Annotated in this window: 23 protein-coding genes and 2 tRNA genes; 21 read left to right on the forward strand and 4 right to left on the reverse strand. The window is 51.8% G+C overall.

The window, feature by feature from the left end:
• Nucleotides 1-360: 360 nt before the first annotated feature.
• Entirely contained in the window at nt 361-1,299 is a 939-nt protein-coding gene (mdh, locus tag ABRZ26_RS10080; protein WP_319604131.1) for a malate dehydrogenase, read from the forward strand.
• A gap of 56 nt (nt 1,300-1,355) precedes the next feature.
• Here mdh and ABRZ26_RS10085 read toward each other — a convergent pair whose 3' ends face one another.
• Complete coding sequence (locus ABRZ26_RS10085; RefSeq protein WP_319604132.1) at nt 1,356-1,619, reverse strand: helix-turn-helix domain-containing protein; 264 nt, start codon at nt 1,617-1,619, stop codon at nt 1,356-1,358.
• Nucleotides 1,620-1,806: 187 nt separating this feature from the next.
• On the opposite strand from ABRZ26_RS10085, the gene ABRZ26_RS10090 reads away from it, so the two are divergent.
• Together ABRZ26_RS10090 and ABRZ26_RS10095 are read left to right on the forward strand one after the other, a co-directional pair.
• Nucleotides 1,807-2,193 (forward strand): DNA-binding protein, encoded by a 387-nt coding sequence (locus ABRZ26_RS10090; RefSeq protein WP_319604133.1) that lies wholly within the window; start codon nt 1,807-1,809, stop codon nt 2,191-2,193.
• 274 nt (nt 2,194-2,467) lie between these two features.
• Nucleotides 2,468-2,848, forward strand: coding sequence for a DNA-binding protein (locus ABRZ26_RS10095; RefSeq protein ID WP_319604134.1), 381 nt, complete (start codon nt 2,468-2,470; stop codon nt 2,846-2,848).
• A gap of 11 nt (nt 2,849-2,859) precedes the next feature.
• On the opposite strand, the gene ispB is transcribed toward ABRZ26_RS10095, so the two are convergent.
• Nucleotides 2,860-3,831 carry an octaprenyl diphosphate synthase gene (ispB, locus tag ABRZ26_RS10100; RefSeq protein ID WP_319604135.1) on the reverse strand — a complete coding sequence of 324 codons (972 nt, stop codon included), beginning with the start codon at nt 3,829-3,831 and terminating at the stop codon, nt 2,860-2,862.
• 260 nt (nt 3,832-4,091) lie between these two features.
• Here ispB and rplU point away from each other — a divergent pair, with 260 nt between their 5' ends.
• From rplU to cgtA, 3 genes are all read left to right on the forward strand, one after another.
• Entirely contained in the window at nt 4,092-4,403 is a 312-nt protein-coding gene (gene rplU / locus ABRZ26_RS10105; protein WP_048636291.1) for a 50S ribosomal protein L21, read from the forward strand.
• A 19-nt stretch (nt 4,404-4,422) separates the two neighbouring features.
• A complete protein-coding gene (rpmA, locus tag ABRZ26_RS10110) occupies nt 4,423-4,680 on the forward strand; it encodes a 50S ribosomal protein L27 (protein WP_009114475.1) in 258 nt (85 codons plus the stop codon).
• Nucleotides 4,681-5,044: 364 nt separating this feature from the next.
• Nucleotides 5,045-6,217, forward strand: coding sequence for an Obg family GTPase CgtA (gene cgtA, locus ABRZ26_RS10115; protein WP_319604136.1), 1,173 nt, complete (start codon nt 5,045-5,047; stop codon nt 6,215-6,217).
• Between the two features lie 188 nt (nt 6,218-6,405).
• On the opposite strand, the gene dacB is transcribed toward cgtA, so the two are convergent.
• Nucleotides 6,406-7,839, reverse strand: coding sequence for a serine-type D-Ala-D-Ala carboxypeptidase (dacB, locus tag ABRZ26_RS10120; protein ID WP_319604137.1), 1,434 nt, complete (start codon nt 7,837-7,839; stop codon nt 6,406-6,408).
• Between the two features lie 272 nt (nt 7,840-8,111).
• On the opposite strand from dacB, the gene greA reads away from it, so the two are divergent.
• A complete protein-coding gene (gene greA, locus ABRZ26_RS10125) occupies nt 8,112-8,588 on the forward strand; it encodes a transcription elongation factor GreA (RefSeq protein ID WP_319604138.1) in 477 nt (158 codons plus the stop codon).
• A 127-nt stretch (nt 8,589-8,715) separates the two neighbouring features.
• On the opposite strand, the gene yhbY is transcribed toward greA, so the two are convergent.
• Entirely contained in the window at nt 8,716-9,009 is a 294-nt protein-coding gene (gene yhbY / locus ABRZ26_RS10130) for a ribosome assembly RNA-binding protein YhbY (protein ID WP_319604139.1), read from the reverse strand.
• A 144-nt stretch (nt 9,010-9,153) separates the two neighbouring features.
• On the opposite strand from yhbY, the gene rlmE reads away from it, so the two are divergent.
• From rlmE to pnp, 14 genes are all read left to right on the forward strand, one after another.
• Nucleotides 9,154-9,783, forward strand: a complete 630-nt coding sequence (gene rlmE, locus ABRZ26_RS10135) for a 23S rRNA (uridine(2552)-2'-O)-methyltransferase RlmE (RefSeq protein WP_319604140.1) — start codon at nt 9,154-9,156, stop codon at nt 9,781-9,783.
• A 47-nt stretch (nt 9,784-9,830) separates the two neighbouring features.
• A complete protein-coding gene (gene ftsH / locus ABRZ26_RS10140; RefSeq protein WP_319604141.1) occupies nt 9,831-11,774 on the forward strand; it encodes an ATP-dependent zinc metalloprotease FtsH in 1,944 nt (647 codons plus the stop codon).
• Nucleotides 11,775-11,897: 123 nt separating this feature from the next.
• Entirely contained in the window at nt 11,898-12,731 is an 834-nt protein-coding gene (gene folP / locus ABRZ26_RS10145; RefSeq protein WP_319604142.1) for a dihydropteroate synthase, read from the forward strand.
• 8 nt (nt 12,732-12,739) lie between these two features.
• The gene (glmM, locus tag ABRZ26_RS10150) at nt 12,740-14,074 is read left to right on the forward strand and encodes a phosphoglucosamine mutase (RefSeq protein WP_319604143.1); all 1,335 of its coding nucleotides are present in this window, start codon (nt 12,740-12,742) and stop codon (nt 14,072-14,074) included.
• 331 nt (nt 14,075-14,405) lie between these two features.
• On the forward strand, nt 14,406-14,741 hold the full coding sequence (gene secG / locus ABRZ26_RS10155) for a preprotein translocase subunit SecG (RefSeq protein WP_319604144.1): 336 nt from the start codon (nt 14,406-14,408) through the stop codon (nt 14,739-14,741).
• Between the two features lie 79 nt (nt 14,742-14,820).
• Nucleotides 14,821-14,907, forward strand: a tRNA-Leu gene (locus tag ABRZ26_RS10160).
• Nucleotides 14,908-14,966: 59 nt separating this feature from the next.
• Nucleotides 14,967-15,043 (forward strand) — tRNA-Met (locus tag ABRZ26_RS10165).
• Between the two features lie 219 nt (nt 15,044-15,262).
• Nucleotides 15,263-15,715 carry a ribosome maturation factor RimP gene (gene rimP / locus ABRZ26_RS10170; protein WP_319604145.1) on the forward strand — a complete coding sequence of 151 codons (453 nt, stop codon included), beginning with the start codon at nt 15,263-15,265 and terminating at the stop codon, nt 15,713-15,715.
• A gap of 21 nt (nt 15,716-15,736) precedes the next feature.
• Nucleotides 15,737-17,248: a transcription termination factor NusA gene (gene nusA / locus ABRZ26_RS10175; RefSeq protein WP_319604146.1), complete on the forward strand. Its 1,512-nt coding sequence runs from the start codon at nt 15,737-15,739 to the stop codon at nt 17,246-17,248.
• 25 nt (nt 17,249-17,273) lie between these two features.
• A complete protein-coding gene (gene infB / locus ABRZ26_RS10180) occupies nt 17,274-19,982 on the forward strand; it encodes a translation initiation factor IF-2 (RefSeq protein WP_319604147.1) in 2,709 nt (902 codons plus the stop codon).
• Nucleotides 19,983-20,055: 73 nt separating this feature from the next.
• Nucleotides 20,056-20,454, forward strand: coding sequence for a 30S ribosome-binding factor RbfA (gene rbfA, locus ABRZ26_RS10185; RefSeq protein WP_319604148.1), 399 nt, complete (start codon nt 20,056-20,058; stop codon nt 20,452-20,454).
• Nucleotides 20,454-21,398 (forward strand): tRNA pseudouridine(55) synthase TruB, encoded by a 945-nt coding sequence (truB, locus tag ABRZ26_RS10190; protein ID WP_319604149.1) that lies wholly within the window; start codon nt 20,454-20,456, stop codon nt 21,396-21,398. Before rbfA ends, truB begins: the two co-directional genes overlap by 1 nt.
• Before the next feature lie 124 nt (nt 21,399-21,522).
• Nucleotides 21,523-21,792: a 30S ribosomal protein S15 gene (rpsO, locus tag ABRZ26_RS10195; protein ID WP_048636268.1), complete on the forward strand. Its 270-nt coding sequence runs from the start codon at nt 21,523-21,525 to the stop codon at nt 21,790-21,792.
• A gap of 253 nt (nt 21,793-22,045) precedes the next feature.
• Nucleotides 22,046-24,169 carry a polyribonucleotide nucleotidyltransferase gene (gene pnp / locus ABRZ26_RS10200; protein WP_319604150.1) on the forward strand — a complete coding sequence of 708 codons (2,124 nt, stop codon included), beginning with the start codon at nt 22,046-22,048 and terminating at the stop codon, nt 24,167-24,169.
• Nucleotides 24,170-24,217: the final 48 nt, after the last annotated feature.

Here is a 24,217-nt window from a genome sequence, read left to right on the forward strand (position 1 = left end):
GCGCTGCTGAAAGTGGTAAGGCAAGCCGCTAAGTCTGAAAAATGCGTTACAAGTCACATAAAGGTGAATTAAATGTTATCAAAATGATGTTGTTCATATAATGATAATGCATACACAGCGGCGCTTTGGTTTACTGTCCATAACCGAGCGTGACGTTATTAACCTGAAGCCTACTAACTTTACTTACCTTTCTAATTAATAGCCGCTTATGGTTTATTATTATAGACATAGGGTATTCCCGGTCTTTAAGTCATATCCACTGGCGGTAAGCGAATACGCTTTATTTTTTTCTCTTGTGTTAATTCTTTGATTAAACGAATTCGCGGCATTCTTGTACTTTACGATAATAAGGAGTTTAGGATGAAAGTAGCAGTTCTTGGAGCAGCCGGCGGTATTGGTCAGGCCCTTGCTCTCCTCCTCAAAACCCAGCTTCCTTCTGGTTCAGAATTATCTCTTTACGATATCGCGCCGGTAACGCCGGGCGTTGCGGTCGATTTGAGCCATATTCCCACCGCAGTAAAAACCAAAGGTTACTGTGGCCCTGATGCAACGCCTGCGCTGGTAGGCGCGGATATCGTGCTGATATCCGCCGGCGTAGCCCGTAAACCGGGTATGGACCGTTCTGATTTGTTTAATGTTAATGCGGGGATCGTCCGTAATTTGGTTGAGCAAATTGCCAGCATCTGTCCAAAGGCTTGTATCGGTATTATCACCAATCCCGTCAATACGACAGTCGCTATTGCGGCCGAAGTGCTTAAGAAAGCCGGCGTTTACGATAAAAACAAACTGTTCGGCGTGACCACGCTGGACATTATCCGCTCCAATACCTTTGTTGCCGAACTTAAAGGCAAGCAGCCGGAAGAGATCAACGTACCGGTTATCGGTGGACACTCCGGCGTGACTATCCTGCCATTGTTGTCACAGGTTCCGGGCGTCAGCTTCAGCGATCGGGAAGTCGCCGATTTGACGAAACGCATCCAGAATGCGGGGACTGAAGTAGTGGAAGCGAAGGCCGGCGGCGGATCGGCAACCTTATCGATGGGCCAGGCGGCCGCGCAGTTCGGCCTGTCATTAACGCGCGCGTTGCAGGGTGACGACGGCGTGGTTGAATGCGCCTATGTCGAGAGTGATGGTCAATACGCCCGATTCTTTGCGCAACCGGTGCTGTTGGGTAAAAATGGCATTGTCGAACGTAAAGACATCGGTAAGTTGAGCGAGTTTGAACAAGAAGCGCTCAAAAATATGTTGGAAACGTTGAATCAGGACATCGAGTTAGGCGAGGCTTTCATTAAAGGCTAATCAACGTCCCTGTTTCCGTTACCACACAGCCGGAGATTGATCTCCGGCTTTTCTTTTTACTGGGGCCGGATCAGCTTTTTTCTATCAATAAGCTGGTTGGTTTCCGGATCATAATACCGGCTAGGCCAGATCTCGGCTGGATGGATATTCAGCGCATCGGCGATCAGCCATTCCCCTTTAGGCCAGGGACGCGAAAGGGCATTCGCCAGGGTTGACGAGCTTAATCCGGCCGCGCGGGATACCGCTGCCAGCGTTGTGCCTTTTTTGCGCAGAGCTGCGATGATATCAGCGGGATGCCAGTCATGTTTCCTTAGAGTCATAATCCTTCCCTTATTGCTATAAGACGACTGTGTATTAGTGGTATAAATAACGTGTGTTAGTTATATGCCAAGCTAATATGATATGAATATTTGGAAATAATATAGCATCAATTTTCTAAAAATTTCTCAATTATTATTCCTAATAAATTCGTTTTTGTTAGGAATGGCACTATCAGGATGAAAGGCTATGAAAAAAGAGTGGTTTGCTACCAATGAACTGGTCGGCGTTGGCGGGCTTCCCAAATCAAGACAGGGATTAAACAAGCGCGCCCGTGAAGATGGATGGGAAAGGCGACGTCGTCGAGGCGTCCAGGGACGAGGCGTGGAATACTCGATTCATAGCCTTCCCGACGTGGTAAAACAATCGTTATCACTGGAAGATGACTCCCCGTCATATGCGGAAATACCGCCCGGCACACTGGCCGTTTGGGTGCGGATATATGAGCAACTATCTGAAATGGAAAGAGATAAACTTATCGCCCATATTCTGCGGGTCGGCGTATCGACTACGCTGAATCAACTGGGTATAACCTCCTCTGGTGAGCAGGTCGATCCGACGGCGATCGCCGAGTAAAACGTATTACGCCATCAGCCCTGTACGGGAAGATGGCTTCAACGCTTGTTTGCCCATTACTGTCCTTTCTTTTCGCGCCGCATCTCGCCCATCTATTTTCTCTTCACTTTGATATCTATAGATATATTTGCGGAATATTGATTTTTTTTCCTATCCTTTAGTGGTATTAATAACGCGTAGATGTTAAATGTTTAGGTAACGGTAGTCCACTATAGGGAAACAGTTTGATGAAAGTCGATGTTGCCCTCTCAGAGTAAGCAAGGGAGTGAAACGTATGAGTAAAGAATGGTTTGCCACCCAGGAATTGATCGGTCTCGACGGGTTGCCTAAATCACCGCAAGGATTAAACAAACGCGCCCGCGATGACGGCTGGGAACGACGCAGACGAAAGGGCGTTCAAGGACGCGGCGTCGAATATTCGATTCACAGCTTACCCGATGAAGCAAGAGAACAGCTCATGATAAGAGAAGGGGTTCCTGAATATCTGGTGAAAAAAGAGCCAGTCTTACTGGCTTCCTGGATACACATTTTCCATCAACTCTCGGAAAACGAACAATCACGGCTGATAAACTTCATCCTGCGCGAAGGCACCGTTGCGATGTTGTCTCGTTTGGATAATCCCGCGGATGACGGACGCCGTAACGGTTCATCGTGAAGCGCGCGTCGCTAGAAATCACGCTGTACCGCAATATGCGCGAGACCTTCAAGCGCTTTGCGGAATGGGGTGTCCTGTAAGGGCTGTAGCGCGGCAATCGCTTTATCCGCCTCTTCTTCCGCGCGTTTACGCGTGTAGTCGAGCGAACCGCATTGCTGCATGGCGACAAGAACGGGGTCAAGCAGGTGACGTCCGTTGCCTTCTTCTATTGCCTGACGAATCATGGCGCTCTGCTTGGCATTACCGTGATGCATCGCGTGTAGCAAAGGCAGCGTGGGTTTGCCTTCATTAAGATCATCGCCGGTATTTTTACCCAGCGTTTTACCGTCCGCGCTGTAATCCAGCAAATCGTCGATAAGCTGAAAAGCCGTTCCCAGATAACGACCGTAGTCCTGCAATGCTTTTTCCTGTTCAGGCGTCGCGCCCGCCAAAATCGCCGATGATTGGGCGGCGGCCTCGAACAGGCGAGCGGTTTTGCTGTAAATCACGCGCATGTAGCTTTCTTCGGTAATGTCGGGATCGTTACAGTTCATCAACTGCAAGACTTCCCCTTCAGCAATCACATTCACGGCTTCGGACATCAGCGCCAGCACGCGCAGCGATTCCAGACTGGTCATCATCTGGAATGCGCGGGTATAGATAAAATCGCCGACCAGTACGCTGGCCGCATTACCGAAAGCGGCATTGGCGGTGGCTTTGCCGCGCCGCATATCCGACTCATCGACGACGTCATCGTGCAACAAGGTGGCGGTATGAATAAATTCAATCAATGCCGCCACGGTGACGTGTTTGTGTCCTTCATAAGCCAGCGCTCGTGCCGCAAGCACCGCGATCATCGGTCTGATGCGCTTGCCGCCGCCGCTGATGATATAATGGCCGAGCTGATTAATGAGAACGACATCAGAGTCCAGTTGTTCAATAATTACCTTATTAACGGCCGTCATATCCCGGGCGGTTAACGATGTGATTTGTTCTAGATTCATGGTTTGTGCCAGCTGATTTCTTCAACATCGCCGTAAGATTGCTGTCTCATATCGGCATATGATGGAATTTGTTGAGTTGATTGTACTGGAAAAATGAGAGAGATAAACGGCAGTTAATACGTTGTATTCTTTTTCTGCACATCCTTCGATTCTGCACTTGTCATCCTCGGGTTTTTTGCGTAGAATTCGCGCCCTATTGTGAATATTTATAGCGCACTCTGGATAATCATACGTTGAGTGCGCGGAAAGCGGAGTTTTATATGTACGCGGTTTTCCAAAGTGGTGGTAAACAACACCGAGTAAGCGAAGGTCAAACCGTTCGCTTGGAAAAGCTGGACATCGCAACTGGTGAAGCTATTGAGTTTGATCAGGTTCTGATGATTGCCAATGGTGAAGAGATCAAAATCGGCGTTCCTTTCGTCGATGGCGGTAAAATTAAAGCTGAAGTTGTTGCTCACGGTCGTGGCGAGAAAGTTAAGATTGTTAAGTTTCGTCGTCGTAAACACTACCGTAAGCAAGCAGGCCACCGTCAGTGGTTCACTGACGTGAAAATCACCGGCATCAGCGCTTAAGATTTAGGAGAGCGGATAAATGGCACACAAGAAAGCTGGCGGTTCGACTCGTAACGGTCGTGACTCAGAAAGCAAACGTCTGGGCGTAAAACGTTTCGGCGGCGAAGCAGTATTGGCGGGCAGCATCATCGTTCGTCAGCGCGGAACCAAATTCCATGCTGGCAGCAACGTAGGTTGCGGGAAAGACCATACTCTGTTCGCTTTGTCTGACGGTAAAGTTCAGTTCGAAGTTAAAGGTCCTAAAAACCGTAAATATATCAGCATCGTTGCTGAATAATTTCTCGCGTTAGGCCTTACAGATTTAAGCCCTGCAATTCGTTGCGGGGCTTTTTATATTCTGAACGCCCGGTAAGCAGATAGCCTGAGCGGAATATGAAAACAAAACGATGGTCGCCCGCAGTGATGATGGGTAGTGCTGTTTTGATATTCCATTTATACTGTTTATTTTTAGTACAGATGAAAATATTGAGGGAAGCGGGTACAATCCGCCCCTTTGCCGGAAATAGGTTCTGGTGCGTCGGTTTTTAATGGTTGATGGCTGTGAGGCTGTATACCTTAAAATCAAAAAGTTACGCCAAAAAGAACCAATAAATAGCCTAAAACAAGTAGATGTTCTCTATTGGTTTTTGCGGAGAGAGTCAATGAAGTTTGTAGATGAAGCCACAATTCTGGTTGTGGCGGGCGATGGCGGTAATGGCTGCGTTAGCTTCCGTCGTGAAAAATATATTCCCAATGGCGGTCCTGACGGCGGCGACGGCGGCGACGGCGGCGACGTTTATTTGCTGGCCGATGAAAACCTGAACACGCTGATTGACTACCGTTTTGAAAAATCCTTCCGGGCTGAACGCGGACAAAATGGTCAGAGCCGCGACTGTACGGGAAAACGGGGTAAAGACATTACGATCAAAGTGCCTGTCGGCACCCGTGTTCTGGATAAAGGAACCGGCGAAGTGCTGGGGGATATGACTCGTCACCAGCAGAAGCTGATGGTCGCCAAAGGCGGCTGGCACGGGCTGGGGAACTCACGGTTCAAGTCTTCAGTCAATCGGGCTCCTCGGCAGAAAACCGACGGTACGCCGGGCGAAGAACGCGAATTGATGCTGGAACTGCTGCTGCTGGCCGATGTCGGTATGCTGGGGCTGCCTAATGCCGGTAAATCTACCTTTATCCGCGCTGTTTCAGCGGCGAAGCCGAAAGTAGCGGACTATCCTTTTACCACGTTGGTGCCAAGCCTCGGGGTTGTCCGCATGGACAGCGAACAAAGCTTTGTCGTCGCCGACATTCCGGGATTGATTGAGGGCGCTTCTGACGGCGCAGGTTTGGGGATTCGTTTCCTTAAACATCTGGAACGTTGCCGGGTATTGCTGCATCTTATTGATTTAGCGCCAATTGACGAGTCCGATCCGATAGAAAACGCCAAAGTGATCGTCAATGAATTACAGCAATACAGTGCGACGTTATCGGAAAAACCGCGCTGGCTGGTATTCAACAAGGTTGATTTGCTCGACAAAGCCGAAGCGGAAAAACGCGCCAAAGACATTGCGGCGGCATTGGGTTGGGAAGAGAAATACTACCTGATTTCAGCGGCGAATCGCGAAGGGGTGAATGCGCTGTGCTGGGATGTGATGAACTTCCTGAAAGTACAACCCAAAGCGATGGCGATCGAAGAAAGCGCGCCGGAGAAAGTCGAGTTCATGTGGGATGACTATCACCGTGAGCAACTGGCGACGGCGGAAAATGAAGCCGAGGAAGAGTGGGATGATGATTGGGACGACGAAGATGAAGAGGGCGTCGAAACCATCTATCAGCATTGATAATGCGCCGTCAGCCGGCTGATGGCGCCATTCATCGCAGATCTTCTTACGTTCAAACCGTCGTCATCGGCCATCCCCGCCGTTGTCGGCGGGAAACAGATGCCAGCATCGATCCGGCGTTGTTCGCCGCCGATAACGGCGATGTATCGCTCATCTTAAAGACAGCGCGGCATCCCGCGCTGTATCAGTTAGTTATTCTGATAGATATCTTTGTATAAACGACTTTCAAACCGCACCAGCGGAATTCGTCGTGCGCGTTGATCTTCCGGCGGCACCGCATAACCGGAAAGGAACTGGACAAAGGCCATCCTCTGGCCGCTGGCCGTAGTGATAAACCCAGCCAGATTGTACACGCCCTGTAAGGCGCCGGTTTTCGCCGAGACCTTGCCGTCTACGCCCGCTTCATGTAATCCGCCGCGATAGCGCAGGGTGCCGTCATAGCCGGCAAGCGGCAGCATTTCAATGTAATTCAATTCATTATCGTGCTGAGCGATATACTGCAACGCCTGCATCATGGTGGCCGGCGATATCAGGTTATGACGCGACAGACCTGAGCCGTCAACCACAATGCTGTTGCCTAAATCGACGCCGGCTTTCTGACGCAGAATTTGACGAACCGCATCGGCGCCCGCGCGCCATGTGCCGGGAACCTTGAATCGTTCGTGACCGATGGTGCGAAAAACGGTGTCGGCAATCATGTTGTCGGACTTTTTCAGCATGATGGTCAGCAGGTCATGTAACGGCGCGGATTGGGTTTGCGCCAGTATGCTGCCCGCCGGACCTGGCTGAGTCTGACGGCGCAAGCTGCCTTTTATTCTGATCTCCGCCTGTAACAGTTCGTCTTTGACGATGGCCCCGGCGTAGCTGGCGCCATCCTGAATGGCGAAAGCCAGCGGAAGCGGGTCTTGTCGCTGCGTCAGACAGCCTGTGAGCGTAAACCGGTTCAGTTCGCCGGGAATCACATCCAATTCACAGTATTGCGCATCAGGGGAGCCCTTAGCCAGCGTACGCACCTCGCTGAACATTTGCACGGGGTAGTAAGACGCCACGCGGATAAATGCGTTGTCGCCGGCCTGAGGCGCGCTGTAGAGCGAAACGGAGAAGCAGTTGCGATCGACGATGGCGGCAGACGGCGGCGCGCTGAAACATTGCGTCATATCGTTCCAGGGCCAACCGGGGGCTTTATCATGGCTGGCGAAGACGGAGGTATCGATCATGACATCCCCCTCGATTTCCCGAATGCCGCGTTTTTTCAATTCCTGCACCATATTGCGTATTTGCTGGCGTTTTAGCGTCGGGTCGCCGCTGAAACGCACGATCAGATTGCCGCGTAATTGACCATTGGCGACCGGGCCATGACTTTCCATCGTGGTGACAAAACGATAATCTGATCCTAACTGTAGCAACGCAGCCAGCGCGGTCAGCACTTTTTGCGTGCTGGCGGGCAGCGCCATCTGCTGGCTGTGAAAGGCTAGCGTAGGGCTGGACGCGCCGATTTTTTGCACAATCAGCGCCAGATTGGCGCCGTCAGGCAAATACTGAATATGATCTTCAACAGGCGCTGCATTCGCATGCAGAACAAAAACGCAGGCAAGTCCGGGAATGATCGATGAAAAACGCATAATCTCAGCTAACAACGGGGTAACATGCGGTCATACTACGGCGCAACAAGGTCTAAAGTAAACGATGATCCCTATGGAACTCTGGGTTAAAATACGTATCAAAATGCAAAACCGCTTCCGGCCTGGAAAATTTGTTCCGGGACTGGTTACTTTTGTTTAATTGCCAGAAAACATTGGCATGTAGCAGATATTCCGTCGTATTTGATTGTTAACGCGTCAGGATGGATGACGATGATTTGAGGCGTACGGATTTTCTAGAGGTATAGACAATTATGAAACAATTTCCGATGACGTTGCGTGGTGCCGAAAAATTGCGCGAAGAGCTGGATTTTTTAAAGAGTGTTCGCCGACCTGAAATTATTGCCGCGATTGCCGAAGCTCGCGAGCATGGCGACCTGAAAGAAAACGCGGAATACCACGCCGCGCGTGAGCAACAGGGCTTTTGTGAAGGGCGTATCCGGGATATCGAAGCCAAACTATCCAATGCGCAGGTTATCGACGTGACGAAAATGACGGCCACAGGGCGCGTCATTTTCGGCGCCACCGTCAAGGTTGTTAATCTGGATACTGAAGAAGAGCAAACGTATCGCATCGTTGGCGATGACGAGGCTGATTTTAAGCAGAATCTGATTTCCGTTAACTCGCCGATCGCTCGCGGGCTTATCGGCAAAGTACAGGATGACATTGTGGTGATTCGGACGCCGGGCGGCGACGTGGAGTACGAAATCGTCAGTGTTGAATACCTGTAATTTCGTTGCCTTGATGATAAAAACGACAAAGTTTGTAAAGAAAAGAAAAAGGCCGCTTGCGGCCTTTTCTCTCACAGAGAGGCATGGCACCTTTCCGTTAAAACAGAGTATCCTGAAATAAAAAATGTTATCGTGGTAACACTATTTTACGTTCTTTCGACGGACGATAGAGTACCAGCGTATGACCGATAACCTGAACGTTGCTGGCCCCGGTTTCGCGAATAATGGCTTCAATAATCAAAGCTTTGGTTTCGCGCTCTTCAGCAGCGACTTTAACTTTGATCAGTTCGTGATGTTCTAATGCTTGTTCGATCTCAGCCAGAACACCTTCGGTGAGGCCGTTATTGCCCAGCATGACAACCGGTTTTAACGGGTGCGCCAGACCTTTCAGGTGTTGTTTTTGTTTATTACTTAGATTCATTGTCTTTTTTGCTTAGGTTGGGATTGAAAACGGCTCATTCTACCGCCATCTCATGATTATAACCAAATTGGTTGTGCAGATCGGGTCCGGGAGACGTTTCTACTTACCAATACGATTAGCGCCTTATTGAGAGTTGGAAAATAGATGGCCACGAAAAAGCGTTCTGCAAGTTCCAGTCGCTGGTTGCAGGAACACTTTAGCGACAAATATGTGCAACAGGCGCAGAAAAAGGGACTCCGTTCCCGAGCTTGGTTTAAACTTGATGAAATACAACAGAGCGACAAGTTGTTTAAACCCGGTATGACTGTTGTTGATTTAGGCGCGGCGCCTGGCGGCTGGTCACAGTATGTGGTGACGCAGATCGGCGGCAAGGGGCGCATCATTGCATGTGATATTCTACCGATGGATCCTATTGTTGGCGTCGATTTCCTACAAGGGGATTTTCGTGATGAATTAGTCCTTAATGCTCTCCTTGAAAGAGTAGGGGACAAAAAAGTTCAGGTGGTGATGTCTGACATGGCCCCGAACATGAGCGGTACTCCAGCAGTTGATATTCCGAAAGCGATGTATCTGGTTGAATTAGCACTTGGTATGTGTCGGGATGTTTTAGCGCCAGGCGGAAGTTTCCTGGTAAAAGTGTTTCAGGGAGAAGGTTTTGATGAATACCTGCGGGAAATTCGCTCCCTGTTTACGAAGGTTAAAATTCGTAAACCAGACGCTTCGCGTGCCAGATCTCGTGAAGTGTATATCGTAGCGACAGGGCGCAAACTGTAGTACCCTAACGCTGTTTTTTAACACAGTTGTAATATGAGGTTAATCCCTTGAGTGACATGGCGAAAAACCTGATTCTCTGGTTAGTCATCGCAGTCGTGCTGATGTCTGTATTCCAGAGCTTTGGGCCCAGCGAGTCGAATGGCCGTAGGGTGGATTATTCAACCTTCTTGACTGAAGTGAATCAGGATCAGGTCCGTGAAGCACGTATTAACGGGCGTGAGATCAGTGTTATCAAAAAAGATAGCAACAGATACACGACTTATATTCCTGTCAACGATCCCAAGCTACTGGATAACCTGCTAACGAAGAATGTGAAAGTCGTTGGTGAGCCGCCGGAAGAGCCGAGTTTGCTGGCTTCAATCTTTATTTCCTGGTTCCCAATGCTGTTGCTGATTGGTGTCTGGATCTTCTTCATGCGTCAAATGCAAGGTGGTGGCGGTAAAGGCGCCATGTCCTTTGGCAAGAGCAAGGCTCGAATGCTGACGGAAGACCAGATCAAAACGACGTTTGCCGATGTCGCAGGTTGCGATGAAGCAAAAGAAGAAGTGAGCGAACTGGTTGAATATCTGCGTGAACCCAGTCGTTTCCAGAAACTGGGCGGTAAGATACCGAAAGGTATTCTGATGGTTGGCCCGCCGGGTACCGGTAAAACCCTGCTGGCAAAAGCCATTGCCGGCGAAGCGAAAGTGCCTTTCTTTACGATTTCCGGTTCGGACTTCGTAGAAATGTTTGTCGGCGTGGGCGCATCCCGCGTACGCGACATGTTCGAGCAGGCAAAGAAAGCCGCGCCTTGTATCATCTTCATTGATGAAATTGATGCGGTAGGTCGCCAGCGCGGCGCCGGTCTGGGCGGCGGTCATGATGAACGTGAACAGACATTGAACCAGATGCTGGTCGAAATGGATGGTTTCGAAGGTAACGAAGGCATCATCGTGATTGCCGCAACCAACCGTCCTGATGTACTTGATCCGGCGTTATTGCGTCCAGGTCGTTTTGACCGTCAGGTGGTGGTCGGCTTGCCGGACGTTCGTGGTCGTGAACAGATTCTGAAAGTGCATATGCGTCGCGTGCCGCTATCTCCGGATATCGATGCGTCGGTGATTGCGCGCGGCACGCCCGGTTTCTCCGGCGCCGATTTGGCTAACCTGGTTAACGAAGCCGCTCTTTTCGCCGCCCGCGGCAACAAGCGTGTTGTGTCGATGGTTGAGTTTGAGAAAGCCAAAGACAAAATCATGATGGGCGCGGAACGTCGCTCCATGGTGATGACGGAACAGCAGAAAGAGTCGACGGCCTACCATGAAGCGGGTCATGCGATTATCGGTCGACTGGTGCCGGAACACGATCCGGTGCATAAAGTGACGATTATCCCGCGTGGTCGCGCGCTGGGCGTGACGTTCTTCCTGCCGGAAGGCGATGCCATCAGCGCCAGTCGTCAGAAATTGGAAAGTCAGATTTCCACGCTGTACGGCGGCCGTTTGGCAGAGGAAATCATCTACGGCGTGGAAAAAGTCTCCACCGGCGCCTCAAACGATATTAAGGTTGCGACTTCCATCGCCCGCAACATGGTCACGCAGTGGGGCTTCTCCGAAAAACTCGGTCCGTTGCTGTACGCAGAGGAAGACGGCGAAGTATTCCTGGGCCGCTCGGTTGCCAAAGCCAAACATATGTCTGACGAAACCGCCAGAATCATCGATCAGGAAGTGAAATCGCTGATTGAACGCAACTACCAGCGTGCGCGCGAATTGTTGATGGCGAATATGGACATCCTGCACTCCATGAAGGATGCGTTGATGAAGTATGAAACCATTGATGCGCCGCAGATTGATGATTTGATGTCACGCAAAGATGTTCGTCCGCCAGCTGGCTGGGAAGAACAAAAGTCAGATAGCAATTCAGGTAATGGCGGTTCGCCTAAGGCGCCGACGCCGGTTGATGAACCCCGTACACCTAATCCGGGTAACACAATATCCGAACAGTTAGGCGAGAAATAATTTAACCAGTGTGCTTATCGTATACACACGGTTGTCACTCCAAACCCCGGACTTGTCCGGGGTTTTTTTACTGACTCGTCTGCTGGGTAAGTTTTAAAATAGTCAACGATTTGAGGGAAAATCATGCAATTGATCGCCAGAGGATCAACCCTGGATCTTTCTCGCCCCAATGTTATGGGCATTCTCAATGTCACCCCCGATTCATTTTCTGATGGCGGCAAGCACAATACGCTGGATGCGGCGCTGTTTCATGCTCAGGATATGATTGCGGCCGGCGCTACGTTGATTGATGTCGGCGGGGAGTCAACCCGCCCCGGGGCCGACGAGGTTAGCACGCAAGAAGAGCTGGAGCGTGTGATCCCCGTCGTTGAGGCCTTGGCTCAGCGTTTCGATAGCTGGATTTCCGTCGATACGTCGAAACCGGAAGTGATTACGGCCGCGGCGCAAGCGGGCGCTCACTTAATTAACGACATTCGTTCACTACAAGAACCCGGAGCTTTAGCTGCCGCGGCGGCAACCGGCTTGCCGGTATGTCTGATGCACATGCAGGGATTACCAAAAACCATGCAGCATAATCCTCACTATGAAGACCTGATGGCCGAGATCGGCGATTTTTTGCAGCAGCAAATCGAACGCTGTGTGAACGGCAATATTCAGAAACGTAATCTGTTACTGGATCCCGGATTCGGATTTGGTAAAAATCTGACTCACAATTATCAGCTTCTGGCTCGCCTGAGCGAATTACACCGTTTCGGATTGCCGCTTCTGGTCGGTATGTCGAGGAAATCCATGATTGGACAGCTACTCAAGGTTCCTCCGATGAAACGGGTGCAGGGCAGCGTGACGTGTGCGGTGATTGCGGCGATGCAGGGTGCGCACATTATTCGTGTTCATGACGTAAAAGAAACGGTAGATGCGATGCGCATTGTTGAAGCGACTCTTTCAGCAAAGGAATAAAAATTATTATGAGTAACCGTAAATATTTTGGGACCGATGGCGTCCGGGGCAAAGTGGGTGATAGTCCGATTACTCCCGACTTTGTGTTGAAGCTGGGCTGGGCGGCGGGAAAGGTGCTGGCGCGACACGGCTCCCGGAAGATTATCATCGGCAAGGACACCCGAATTTCCGGTTATATGTTGGAGTCTGCGTTGGAAGCCGGGCTGGCTGCGGCTGGCTTGTCCGCTTCGTTTACCGGCCCGATGCCGACGCCGGCGGTGGCTTACCTGACCCGGACCTTCAGAGCGGAAGCCGGCATTGTCATTTCGGCCTCCCACAACCCTTATTACGATAACGGCATTAAATTCTTCTCAATTGACGGCACTAAACTGCCTGATGAAGTGGAAGAGGCGATTGAAGCTGAATTAGAGAAACCGTTGACCTGTGTCGAATCGGCGGAGTTGGGGAAAGCCAACCGCATTGTTGATGCCGCCGGGCGTTATATCGAATTCTGCAAGGGGACGTTCCCGAGTGAACTGAATCTGAATGGGCTGAGAATTGTGGTTGATTGTGCGAATGGCGCAACCTATCACATTGCGCCCAGCGTCTTGCGCGAGCTGGGCGCGGACGTCATTTCCATCGGCTGCAAGCCAGACGGCATGAACATCAATGAAGAATGCGGCGCTACGGATGTCAGGCAGCTACAGGCGCGCGTTCTGGCGGAAAAAGCGGATGTGGGATTAGCCTTTGATGGCGATGGCGACCGGCTCATCATGGTCGACCACCAGGGCAATAAAGTCGACGGCGACCAGATCCTGTATATCATCGCGCGAGAAGGTTTACGCCAGGGACAGCTTCGCGGCGGCGCGGTGGGAACCCTGATGAGTAATATGGGTCTGGAGTTGGCGCTAAAGCAGTTGGGCATTCCGTTTGCCCGCGCCAAAGTCGGCGATCGCTATGTATTGGAAATGATGCAGGCCAAAGGTTGGCGCATCGGCGCTGAAAACTCCGGTCATGTCATCCTTCTGGATAAAACGACGACGGGTGACGGCATCATTGCTGGTTTGCAAGTGCTTACTGCGATGGTCAGAAACCACATGAGCCTGCATGATCTGTGCAGCGGTATGAAGCTGTTCCCGCAAATTCTGGTGAATGTTCGTTATTCGGGCGAGAACGATCCGCTTGAGGACGCGTCCGTTCAACAGATAACGCGTGATGTCGAGAAAGCGCTGACGGGACGCGGGCGGGTATTGCTGCGGAAATCAGGAACCGAGCCGCTGATCCGCGTGATGGTCGAAGGTGAAAATGAAGCGATGGTTATCGAGTTAGCCAATCGCATCGCCGATGCGGTAAAAGCGGTGTAAACCAGTTCGGCATTGGCCGGAGAAAGGCTTTCGGCAATGCTGACTTTTTTAATCAGCGCTCTTTATTCCTGATTGGAGTAGTTACCGGCTAACCTTAACAATCAAGCAGATAACCAGCGCTATGAGGGTTTCGTAGCGAAAGCCGCTGTTTTTTTCTTCAATCGGCCAATGGTGGCTAAATTACCCTTGCGTACGCTACAGCCTTTGGTTAGTATTCAGACCCACTTAATCGGGATGACGTTTTCATTCGCTTTAGCGGATTACACGCGATTTTTATCGCAAGAATTCAAAATCTCCATAAATGATGGGGAAAACGGTTACAGGTACAACTATGTACGAAGCTCTTTTGGTGATTTTCCTGTTGGTAGCGATCGGGCTGGTAGCGCTGATCATGCTGCAACAAGGTAAAGGTGCTGATATGGGAGCCTCGTTCGGAGCAGGTGCTTCTGCCACTTTGTTCGGTTCGAGCGGCTCCGGCAATTTCATGACTCGCATGACGGCGGTTTTGGCGACGCTGTTCTTCATTATCAGTCTGGTGCTGGGCAACTTGAGTACCCGGCATGGTAAAGCCGGTGGCGAGTGGGAAAACCTGAGCCAGCCTGAAAAAGCGGAGCAGACCACAACGCCTGCCGCGCCTTCAGCGCCTGCGAGCGATATTCCGCGGTAATCGTTTTAACAGAGCAGTTCAGACAGCGGCGCCTGGCGCGGTTGTTATAAAGCAGTAGTGACACAGCAGTAATTGTGATGCCGAGGTGGTGGAATTGGTAGACACGCTACCTTGAGGTGGTAGTGCCCGATTGGGCTTACGGGTTCAAGTCCCGTCCTCGGTACCAATCCTATAGATAACTTGCTTTTTAGCGGTTGTCAGCGTAGTATTTGCCACGTTTTCGGACGCGGGGTGGAGCAGCATGGTAGCTCGTCGGGCTCATAACCCGAAGGTCGTCGGTTCAAATCCGGCCCCCGCAACCACTTAACTTTCCAGGTAGCGCTTTTTTTCAAATAGGCTGTTCTGTAAGTTTCCATCGCTTTCACAGTCATTTTGAAAAAATCCTTAACCGAAAGTTAGGCCGCGTTGTTTAGCGGTAATAGGGTCCAGTTGCATAAAGCCCCGATATATCGGGGTTTTTTGTTATTTGGTAACAGAATTACTGGGCTATTAAGCCCTTTTTTTATGTCTTGGGGGTGGGCTTGTCCACATTAGAGCAAAAATTAACAGAGATGATTTCAGCACCAGTCGAAGCATTAGGCTACGAATTGGTCGGCATTGAGTTCATCCGGGGTCGCCAATCGACGCTGCGTATCTATATTGATAGTGAAGATGGCATCACTGTTGATGATTGTGCTGATGTCAGCCACCAGGTCAGCGCCGTGTTGGATGTAGAAGATCCCATCACCGTCGCCTACAACCTGGAAGTGTCATCTCCGGGACTTGAACGTCCTTTGTTCACGGCAGAACATTATGTCCGTTTCATCGGTGAAGAGGTGACCGTGGTGCTGCGTATGGCAGTCCAGAATCGCCGTAAATGGTTGGGGGTGATTAAAGCCGTTGATGGCGAGATGATCACCATAACAGTGGAAGGCAAAGACGAAGTGTTCGCGCTGAGCAACATCCAGAAAGCGAACCTGGTACCCCACTTTTAAAGTTTGGATGAGGCAACTAGGATGAATAAAGAGATTCTGGCTGTTGTTGAAGCTGTTTCCAACGAAAAAGCCGTCCCGCGTGAAAAGATTTTTGAGGCATTGGAAACCGCACTGGCGACAGCAACCAAGAAAAAATACGAGCAGGAAATCGATGTCCGCGTCAGTATCGATCGTAAAACCGGTGATTTCGATACCTTCCGTCGCTGGTTAGTGGTCAATGAAGTTACCCAGCCAACGCGTGAAATCACGCTGGATGCGGCGCAGTTTGAAGATCCTGCTCTCGATGTCGGTGATTACGTTGAAGATCAGATTGAGTCAGTGACATTCGACCGTATTACCACACAAACCGCAAAACAGGTTATTGTACAGAAAGTGCGCGAAGCTGAGCGCGCCATGGTCGTTGATCAGTTCCGTGAACAGGAAGGCGAGATCGTCACTGGTGTCGTGAAGAAAGTTAACCGTGATAACATCTCACTGGATTTAGGCAATAATGCTGAAGCGGTTATCGGCCGTGAAGATATGTTGCCGCGCGAAAATTTCCGCCCTGGCGATCGCATTCGCGGCGTGCTGTACGCCGTTCGCCCTGAAGCCCGCGGCGCTCAGCTGTTTGTTAGCCGTTCCCGTCCGGAAATGCTGGTCGAACTGTTCCGCATTGAAGTACCGGAAATTGGTGAAGAAGTCATTGAGATCAAGGCTGCTGCCCGTGACCCAGGCTCCCGTGCGAAAATCGCGGTGAAGACCAATGACAAGCGCATTGATCCGGTCGGCGCCTGCGTAGGCATGCGCGGCGCGCGCGTTCAGGCCGTATCCAGCGAGCTTGGCGGCGAGCGTATTGATATTATTCTGTGGGATGATAATCCCGCGCAGTTTGTTATCAATGCCATGGCCCCGGCCGATGTCGTTTCCATCGTGGTTGATGAAGACACCTGTACGATGGATATCGCCGTGGAGTCCAGCAATCTGGCTCAGGCGATTGGCCGTAACGGCCAGAACGTGCGTCTGGCTTCCCAACTGTTAAAACAGCATCGTTCAGATGACCGTTGGGAACTGAACGTCATGACTGTGGAAGATCTTCAGGCTAAACATCAGGCTGAGGCCCATGCCGCAATTGATGTCTTCACCAAGCATCTGGATATCGACGAAGAGTTCGCTACCGTGCTGGTTGAGGAAGGTTTCTCCTCGCTTGAAGAATTGGCCTATGTGCCGATCAAAGAGCTGTTGGCAATCGAAGGCCTGGATGAAGAAACCGTTGAAGTATTGCGCGAACGAGCTAAAGCCGCGTTAACCACGCTGGCCTTGGCGCACGAGGAAAGTCGCGGTGACGGCCAACCCGCAGACGATTTGCTCAGTTTACCTGGCCTGTCGCGTGAATTGGCATTCAAGCTGGCAGCACGCGGTATTTGCACGCTGGAAGATCTTGCTGAGCAGGGCGTCGACGACCTGACGGATATTGAAGAGCTGAATGATGAAAAAGCCGGTGAGCTGATTATGGCCGCCCGTAATATCTGTTGGTTTGGCGACGAAAACGAATAACGAACTGTAGCAGGAAAGGAACAGCATGACAGATGTAACCGTAAAATCGCTGGCCACAGAGATTCAGACTTCGGTTGACCGCCTGATACAGCAGTTTGCTGATGCGGGCATTACCAAGTCTGCATCGGATTCTGTGACCCAGCATGAAAAAGAAACATTACTGGCGCACTTGAACCGAGATCGTGGAAATGCGCCAGGTAAATTGACGCTACAGCGTAAAACGCGTAGTACGTTAAATATTCCGAGCACTGGCGGCAAGAGTAAGTCAGTGCAGATTGAAGTCCGCAAGAAACGCACTTATGTAAAACGCGATCCTATCGACGCCCAACAGGCTGAAGAGGAAGAGCAGGCACGGCGTGAAGCGGAAGAACAGGCACAACGCATTGCTGAAGAGCAGGCCAAACGCGAGGCGGAAGAAAAAGCCAAACGCGAGGCGGCTGAGACAGCTAAGCGTGCTGCTGAAGAGCAAGCCAAACGTGAGGCCGCTGAAAAAGCTAAGCGTGATGTAGCGGAAAAAGAAAAAGTGATTAATCAACAAAACGATAGTGTAACCAAACCTGCTCAGGCTGAAAAAGCCCGACGTGAAGCTGAAGCCGCGGAACTTAAGCGTAAAGCCGAAGAAACTGCTCGTCTCAAGGTAGAAGAAGAGGCGCGCCGCATTGCTGAAGAAGCCCGTCGCATGGCGGAAGAAAACGCCGGACGTTGGGAAGCGGAAAGCGCTAAGCCTGAAGAAAGCGCTGATTATCATGTCACCACTTCTCATCATGCCCGTGAAGCGGAAGATGAAAGCGATCGTCAGGTTGAAGGCGAACGCCGCAGCCGCGGCGGCCGCAGCAAAGTGACCAAGCAGAAAAAAGGCAACCGCCTGTCTGAGTCCAAAGCCGACCGCGAAGAGGCCCGCGCCGTTACTCGCGGCGGTAAAGGCAAACGCAAACCAAGTTCTTTGCAACAAAGCTTCAATAAGCCTGCTCAGGCCGTTAACCGCGATGTGGTGATTGGCGAGACGGTGACGGTGGCTGAATTGGCCAACAAAATGGCGGTGAAAGGCTCTCAGGTCATCAAAGTCATGATGAAACTGGGCGCGATGGCCACCATCAACCAGGTTATCGACCAGGAAACCGCGCAGCTGGTGGCCGAAGAAATGGGCCATAAAGTGATTCTCCGTCGTGAAAACGAACTGGAAGAAGCGGTAATGAGCGACCGTGATACCGGCGCTGCCGCCGAATCACGCGCGCCGGTCGTTACCATCATGGGTCACGTCGACCATGGTAAAACCTCGTTGCTGGACTATATCCGCTCGACCAAAGTCGCCGCAGGCGAAGCCGGTGGGATTACCCAGCATATCGGCGCCTATCACGTTGAAACCGACAACGGCATGATCACCTTCCTGGATACGCCCGGACACGCCGCGTTTACCGCGATGCGTGCTCGCGGCGCCCAGGCAACGGATATCGTGGTGCTGGTTGTCGCCGCGGATGACGGCGTGATGCCGCAGACCATCGAAGCAATCCAGCACGCTAAAGCGGCTCATGTGCCGGTTGTCGTCGCGGTGAACAAGATTGATAAGCCGGAAGCCGATCCGGATCGTGTTAAAACCGAGCTTTCCCAGTACGGCATCATGCCGGAAGAGTGGGGCGGCGAATCTCAGTTCGTACACGTCTCGGCCAAGGCGGGGACAGGGATTGATGAATTGCTGGATGCCATTCTGTTGCAGGCTGAAGTGCTGGAATTGAAAGCAATCCGTAGCGGTATGGCCAGCGGCGTGGTGATCGAATCCTTCCTGGATAAAGGTCGCGGTCCGGTAGCCACCGTTCTGGTGCGCGAAGGTACGCTGAATAAGGGCGATATCGTTCTTTGTGGTTTTGAATACGGTCGTGTTCGTGCCATGCGTGACGAACTGGGTCGTGAAATTACCACGGCGGGTCCGTCGATCCCGGTGGAAATCCTGGGTCTGTCCGGCGTGCCGGCGGCCGGTGATGAAGCTACCGTGGTCCGTGACGAGAAGAAAGCGCGTGAAGTGGCGCTGTATCGTCAGGGCAAATTCCGTGAAGTTAAGCTGGCTCGTCAGCAGAAATCCAAGCTGGAAAACATGTTCGCCAACATGACCGAAGGCGAGGTTTCCGAACTGAATATCGTGCTTAAGTCTGACGTTCAGGGCTCTTGTGAAGCGATTTCCGATGCGCTGCAAAAACTGTCTACCGACGAAGTGAAAGTGAAAATCGTTGGTTCCGGCGTGGGCGGCATCACCGAAACGGATGCCACGCTGGCAGCCGCGTCGAATGCGATTATCCTTGGTTTCAACGTCCGTGCCGATGCTTCCGCGCGCCGCGTCGTTGAGTCTGAAAGTCTGGATCTGCGCTACTATTCGGTTATCTATGACCTGATTGACGAAGTTAAGCAGGCCATGAGCGGCATGCTGGCGCCGGAATACAAACAGGAAATCATCGGTCTGGCTGAAGTTCGCGATGTCTTCAAATCACCGAAATTCGGCGCAATCGCCGGTTGTATGGTGACGGAAGGCGTCGTTAAGCGTCACAACAAGATTCGCGTACTGCGTGAAAACGTGGTCATCTATGAAGGCGAGCTTGAGTCTCTGCGTCGCTTTAAAGATGACGTCAACGAAGTCCGCAGCGGTATGGAATGTGGTATCGGCGTGAAGAACTACAACGATGTCCGTGCCGGCGACGTGATCGAAGTATTTGAAACGATTGAGATCAAACGTACGATTGACTAAATCGGCGTCAGACGATGCGATAAGTTATTCATGGGGGGCCTTGCGCCCCCCGATTTTTACTTGAGGATTCAACATGGCAAAAGAATTCAGCCGCACCCAGCGCGTTGCGCAGGAAATGCAAAAAGAAATCGCCATTATTATTCAACGAGAAGTGAAAGATCCGCGTATCGGCATGGCTACCGTATCCGGCGTCGAGGTTTCACGCGATCTGGCTTACGCCAAAGTGTTTGTGACGTTTCTGAATGACAACGAACCGGATCAGGTAAAAACGGCGGTCAAAGCGCTGCAAGACGCTTCGGGTTTTATCCGCATGTTGCTGGGTAAAGCGATGCGCCTGCGCGTTGTGCCGGAACTGACGTTTTCCTACGACAATTCATTGGTCGAAGGGATGAGAATGTCCAATCTGGTCACCAACGTTGTCAGACACGATGCCGAGCGTCGTTCGGCGACGGGCGAAGATCAGGAGGATTAATGAGCCGTCCTCGCCGCCGCGGCCGTGATGTACACGGCGTATTGCTATTAGATAAACCGCAGGGCATGTCGTCTAATGATGTTTTGCAGAAAGTAAAACGGATCTTCAACGCCAATAAAGCCGGTCATACGGGAGCATTGGATCCGTTGGCGACGGGCATGTTGCCGATTTGCCTGGGCGAGGCGACCAAGTTTTCCCGTTATCTATTGGATTCTGATAAGCGGTATCGCGTTATTGCCCGTCTTGGGCAGCGGACGGATACCTCTGACGCCGACGGCAACATCATTGAAACACGCCCGGTCACTTTTTCGCCAAAAGATCTGGATGCGGCGCTGGACGGTTTTCGTGGCGCGACGAAACAGGTTCCCTCAATGTATTCGGCGCTGAAGTATCAGGGGCGTCCGCTCTATGAATATGCGCGTCAGGGGCAGGTCGTTCCGCGTGAAGCGCGAGATATTACCGTTTATGAGCTGCTGTTTATCCGCTATGAGGGGGATGAGCTTGAGCTGGAAATTCATTGCTCGAAGGGCACCTATATTCGCACCATCATTGATGATTTGGGCGAAAGGCTTGGTTGCGGCGCGCATGTGATTTATCTGCGCCGTTTGCAGGTAGCTACCTATCCCGCGGAAAGGATGGTGACGCTGGATAAGTTGAACGCGTTGCTGGAACAGGCGCAGGTTGAGGGGAGTTCGCCCGCATTGAGCCTAGACCCGTTGTTAATGCCGATGGAGAGTCCGGCGATGGGCTTTCCCGAAGTGAATTTACCGTCGGTTACCGCCGGCTACCTGAAACTGGGGCAAGCGGTTCAGGCCGCCGGCGCGCCTCTGGACGGAATGGTCCGAATTACCGAAGGCGATGAACATAAGTTCATCGGCATGGGCGAGATCGACGACGAAGGGCGCGTGGCTCCCCGCCGTTTGGTGGTCGAGTTTCAGGAGTAAGCACGTTTGTTGCTACCTTGCTATCGGATGAGGCTAAGAGTAGAATAGCGCGGCTTAACTATTGGGTGGCTGAATTAGAGATCGGCGCCTGTTTTTTTTTATCTATAATGTTTGGAGTATTACTATGTCTCTAAGTGTTGAAGCGAAAGCTAAAATCGTTGCGGAATTCGGTCGCGGCGCTAACGACAGCGGTTCCACCGAAGTTCAGGTTGCTTTGCTGACTGCGCAGATCAACCATCTGCAAGGTCACTTTGCCGAGCACAAAAAAGATCACCATAGCCGTCGTGGTCTGCTGCGTATGGTTTCTCAGCGTCGTAAGCTGCTGGACTACCTGAAGCGTAAAGATGTAGCACGTTACACCAGTCTGATCGAACGTCTGGGTCTGCGTCGCTAAGTCTTCCGGGTTTCGGTAGGAAGGGGCCTTTTCGGGCCCCTTTCTTCTAGGAAGCGCTCGTAAAACAGAGTAATGTAGTTGTTGTTTTCATTATGATCTTTCATTGCAGAGATTCGCGCGGCTAATGAGAGGCTTTATCCGCATGAGCAGGGTAAGGGTTGTCATTAGTCGTGAGGATGTAATGCAAAGATCAGGCGTTCACCGGCGTGTTTATCTTGAACAGGTATGATGCGCCCAAGCTAAGGATATTATTTTGCTGAATCCGATCGTTCGTAAATTTCAATACGGTCAACATACTGTTACGTTAGAAACCGGTATGATGGCTCGCCAGGCTACCGCCGCTGTTATGGTAAGCATGGATGACACTGCGGTGTTTGTTACCGTTGTTGGCGCGAAACAAGCCAAACCCGGTCAGAGTTTTTTCCCGCTGACCGTTAACTATCAGGAGCGTACCTACGCGGCCGGTCGTATCCCTGGCGGTTTCTTCCGCCGTGAAGGCCGTCCAAGCGAAGGCGAAACGCTGATTTCCCGCTTGATTGACCGTCCTATCCGTCCGCTGTTCCCTGATGGTTTCCTGAATGAAGTTCAGGTCATTGCCACCGTAGTGTCCGTGAACCCGCAGGTTAGCCCCGATATCGTGGCGATGATCGGCGCTTCCGCCGCGCTGAGCCTGTCCGGCATCCCGTTCGGCGGCCCGATCGGCGCGGCGCGCGTCGGTTACCTGAACGATCAGTACGTGCTGAACCCGACTACCGACGAACTGAAAGAGAGTCGTCTGGATCTGGTAGTCGCCGGTACCGAAGGCGCGGTACTGATGGTGGAATCCGAAGCGGATCTGTTAAGTGAAGAGCAAATGCTGGGCGCCGTGGTGTTCGGCCATGAGCAACAGCAGGTTGTTATCGAAAACATCAATGCGCTGGTCGCCGAAGCCGGTAAACCGAAGTGGGACTGGCAGGCGCCGGAAATCAACCAGTCTTTGCAGCAGCGTGTCGCCGCGTTGTCGGAAGCGCGCCTGGGCGATGCTTACCGCATCACGGAAAAACAGGAACGCTACGCGCAGGTTGATGCTATCAAATCCGATGTAGAAGCCGCTCTGTTAGCTGAAGATGAAACGTTGGACGCCGGCGAAATCCAGGACATCCTGGGCAGCGTAGAGAAAAACGTGGTTCGTAGCCGCGTGCTGCGCGGCGAGCCGCGTATCGACGGTCGCGAAAAAGACATGATCCGCGGTCTGGATGTGCGCACCGGCGTATTGCCGCGTACACATGGTTCCGCGCTGTTCACCCGTGGCGAAACGCAGGCGCTGGTTACCGCTACGCTGGGTACCGAGCGTGATGCGCAGAACATCGACGAACTGACCGGCGAACGCACCGATCGCTTCCTGCTGCACTATAACTTCCCTCCGTACTCCGTTGGGGAAACCGGTATGGTCGGCTCGCCGAAGCGCCGTGAAATCGGTCATGGGCGTCTGGCGAAACGCGGCGTTCTGGCGGTTATGCCGAAAGCCAATGAGTTCCCGTACACCGTGCGTGTGGTTTCCGAGATTACGGAATCCAACGGTTCTTCTTCCATGGCGTCCGTTTGCGGCGCGTCTCTGGCATTGATGGATGCCGGCGTGCCGATTAAAGCCGCTGTCGCGGGTATCGCGATGGGCCTGGTTAAAGAAGGCGAGAACTTTGTCGTACTGTCCGATATTCTGGGCGATGAAGATCATCTGGGCGATATGGACTTTAAAGTAGCCGGTAGCCGCGAAGGCATCACCGCGTTGCAGATGGATATTAAAATCGAAGGTATCACCCGCGAAATCATGCAGGTTGCCTTGAATCAGGCCAAGGGCGCCCGTCTGCACATTCTGGGCGTGATGGAACAGGCTATCAGCACGCCGCGCGGCGATATTTCCGAATTTGCCCCGCGTATCCACACCATCAAGATCAGTACTGATAAGATTAAAGACGTTATCGGTAAAGGCGGTTCGGTTATCCGTGCGTTGACGGAAGAAACCGGCACCACCATCGAGATCGAAGATGACGGTACGGTGAAGATTGCTTCTACCGACGGCGAGAAAGCCAAACACGCGATTCGCCGTATCGAAGAGATTACGGCTGAAATCGAAGTGGGCCGTATCTATCAAGGTAAAGTCACGCGTATCGTTGACTTTGGCGCTTTCGTCGCCATCGGCGGCGGTAAAGAAGGTCTGGTGCATATTTCTCAAATCGCCGACAAGCGCGTTGAAAAAGTGACCGACTACCTGCAAATGGGTCAGGAAGTACCGGTCAAGGTACTGGAAGTCGACCGCCAGGGCCGCGTACGTTTAAGCATTAAAGAAGCAAATGCTCAACCTCAGGAAGCGGCAGTCGCGCCTTCTGAGGGAGAATAACTGTTAAAAACAGTAGTACGGCTCCTTTAAGGAGCCGTGATCGTAAGG

It is taken from the genome of Brenneria sp. L4-2C, from assembly GCF_040240335.1.
Classification (GTDB): Bacteria; Pseudomonadota; Gammaproteobacteria; order Enterobacterales; family Enterobacteriaceae; genus Brenneria.

Excerpts from the sequence above, each read along its gene's own strand:
- ABRZ26_RS10090 (WP_319604133.1), top strand. The coding sequence starts at position 1,807 with ATGAAAAAAGAGTGGTTTGCTACCAATGAACTGGTCGGCGTTGGCGGG.
- rplU (WP_048636291.1), top strand. The coding sequence starts at position 4,092 with ATGTACGCGGTTTTCCAAAGTGGTGGTAAACAACACCGAGTAAGCGAA.
- mdh (WP_319604131.1), top strand. The coding sequence starts at position 361 with ATGAAAGTAGCAGTTCTTGGAGCAGCCGGCGGTATTGGTCAGGCCCTT.
- ABRZ26_RS10095 (WP_319604134.1), top strand. The coding sequence starts at position 2,468 with ATGAGTAAAGAATGGTTTGCCACCCAGGAATTGATCGGTCTCGACGGG.
- rpsO (WP_048636268.1), top strand. The coding sequence starts at position 21,523 with ATGTCTCTAAGTGTTGAAGCGAAAGCTAAAATCGTTGCGGAATTCGGT.
- ispB (WP_319604135.1), bottom strand. The coding sequence starts at position 3,831 with ATGAATCTAGAACAAATCACATCGTTAACCGCCCGGGATATGACGGCC.
- nusA (WP_319604146.1), top strand. The coding sequence starts at position 15,737 with ATGAATAAAGAGATTCTGGCTGTTGTTGAAGCTGTTTCCAACGAAAAA.
- glmM (WP_319604143.1), top strand. The coding sequence starts at position 12,740 with ATGAGTAACCGTAAATATTTTGGGACCGATGGCGTCCGGGGCAAAGTG.
- yhbY (WP_319604139.1), bottom strand. The coding sequence starts at position 9,009 with ATGAATCTAAGTAATAAACAAAAACAACACCTGAAAGGTCTGGCGCAC.
- rlmE (WP_319604140.1), top strand. The coding sequence starts at position 9,154 with ATGGCCACGAAAAAGCGTTCTGCAAGTTCCAGTCGCTGGTTGCAGGAA.
- dacB (WP_319604137.1), bottom strand. The coding sequence starts at position 7,839 with ATGCGTTTTTCATCGATCATTCCCGGACTTGCCTGCGTTTTTGTTCTG.
- rpmA (WP_009114475.1), top strand. The coding sequence starts at position 4,423 with ATGGCACACAAGAAAGCTGGCGGTTCGACTCGTAACGGTCGTGACTCA.
- folP (WP_319604142.1), top strand. The coding sequence starts at position 11,898 with ATGCAATTGATCGCCAGAGGATCAACCCTGGATCTTTCTCGCCCCAAT.
- rbfA (WP_319604148.1), top strand. The coding sequence starts at position 20,056 with ATGGCAAAAGAATTCAGCCGCACCCAGCGCGTTGCGCAGGAAATGCAA.
- infB (WP_319604147.1), top strand. The coding sequence starts at position 17,274 with ATGACAGATGTAACCGTAAAATCGCTGGCCACAGAGATTCAGACTTCG.
- greA (WP_319604138.1), top strand. The coding sequence starts at position 8,112 with ATGAAACAATTTCCGATGACGTTGCGTGGTGCCGAAAAATTGCGCGAA.
- secG (WP_319604144.1), top strand. The coding sequence starts at position 14,406 with ATGTACGAAGCTCTTTTGGTGATTTTCCTGTTGGTAGCGATCGGGCTG.
- cgtA (WP_319604136.1), top strand. The coding sequence starts at position 5,045 with ATGAAGTTTGTAGATGAAGCCACAATTCTGGTTGTGGCGGGCGATGGC.
- truB (WP_319604149.1), top strand. The coding sequence starts at position 20,454 with ATGAGCCGTCCTCGCCGCCGCGGCCGTGATGTACACGGCGTATTGCTA.
- ABRZ26_RS10085 (WP_319604132.1), bottom strand. The coding sequence starts at position 1,619 with ATGACTCTAAGGAAACATGACTGGCATCCCGCTGATATCATCGCAGCT.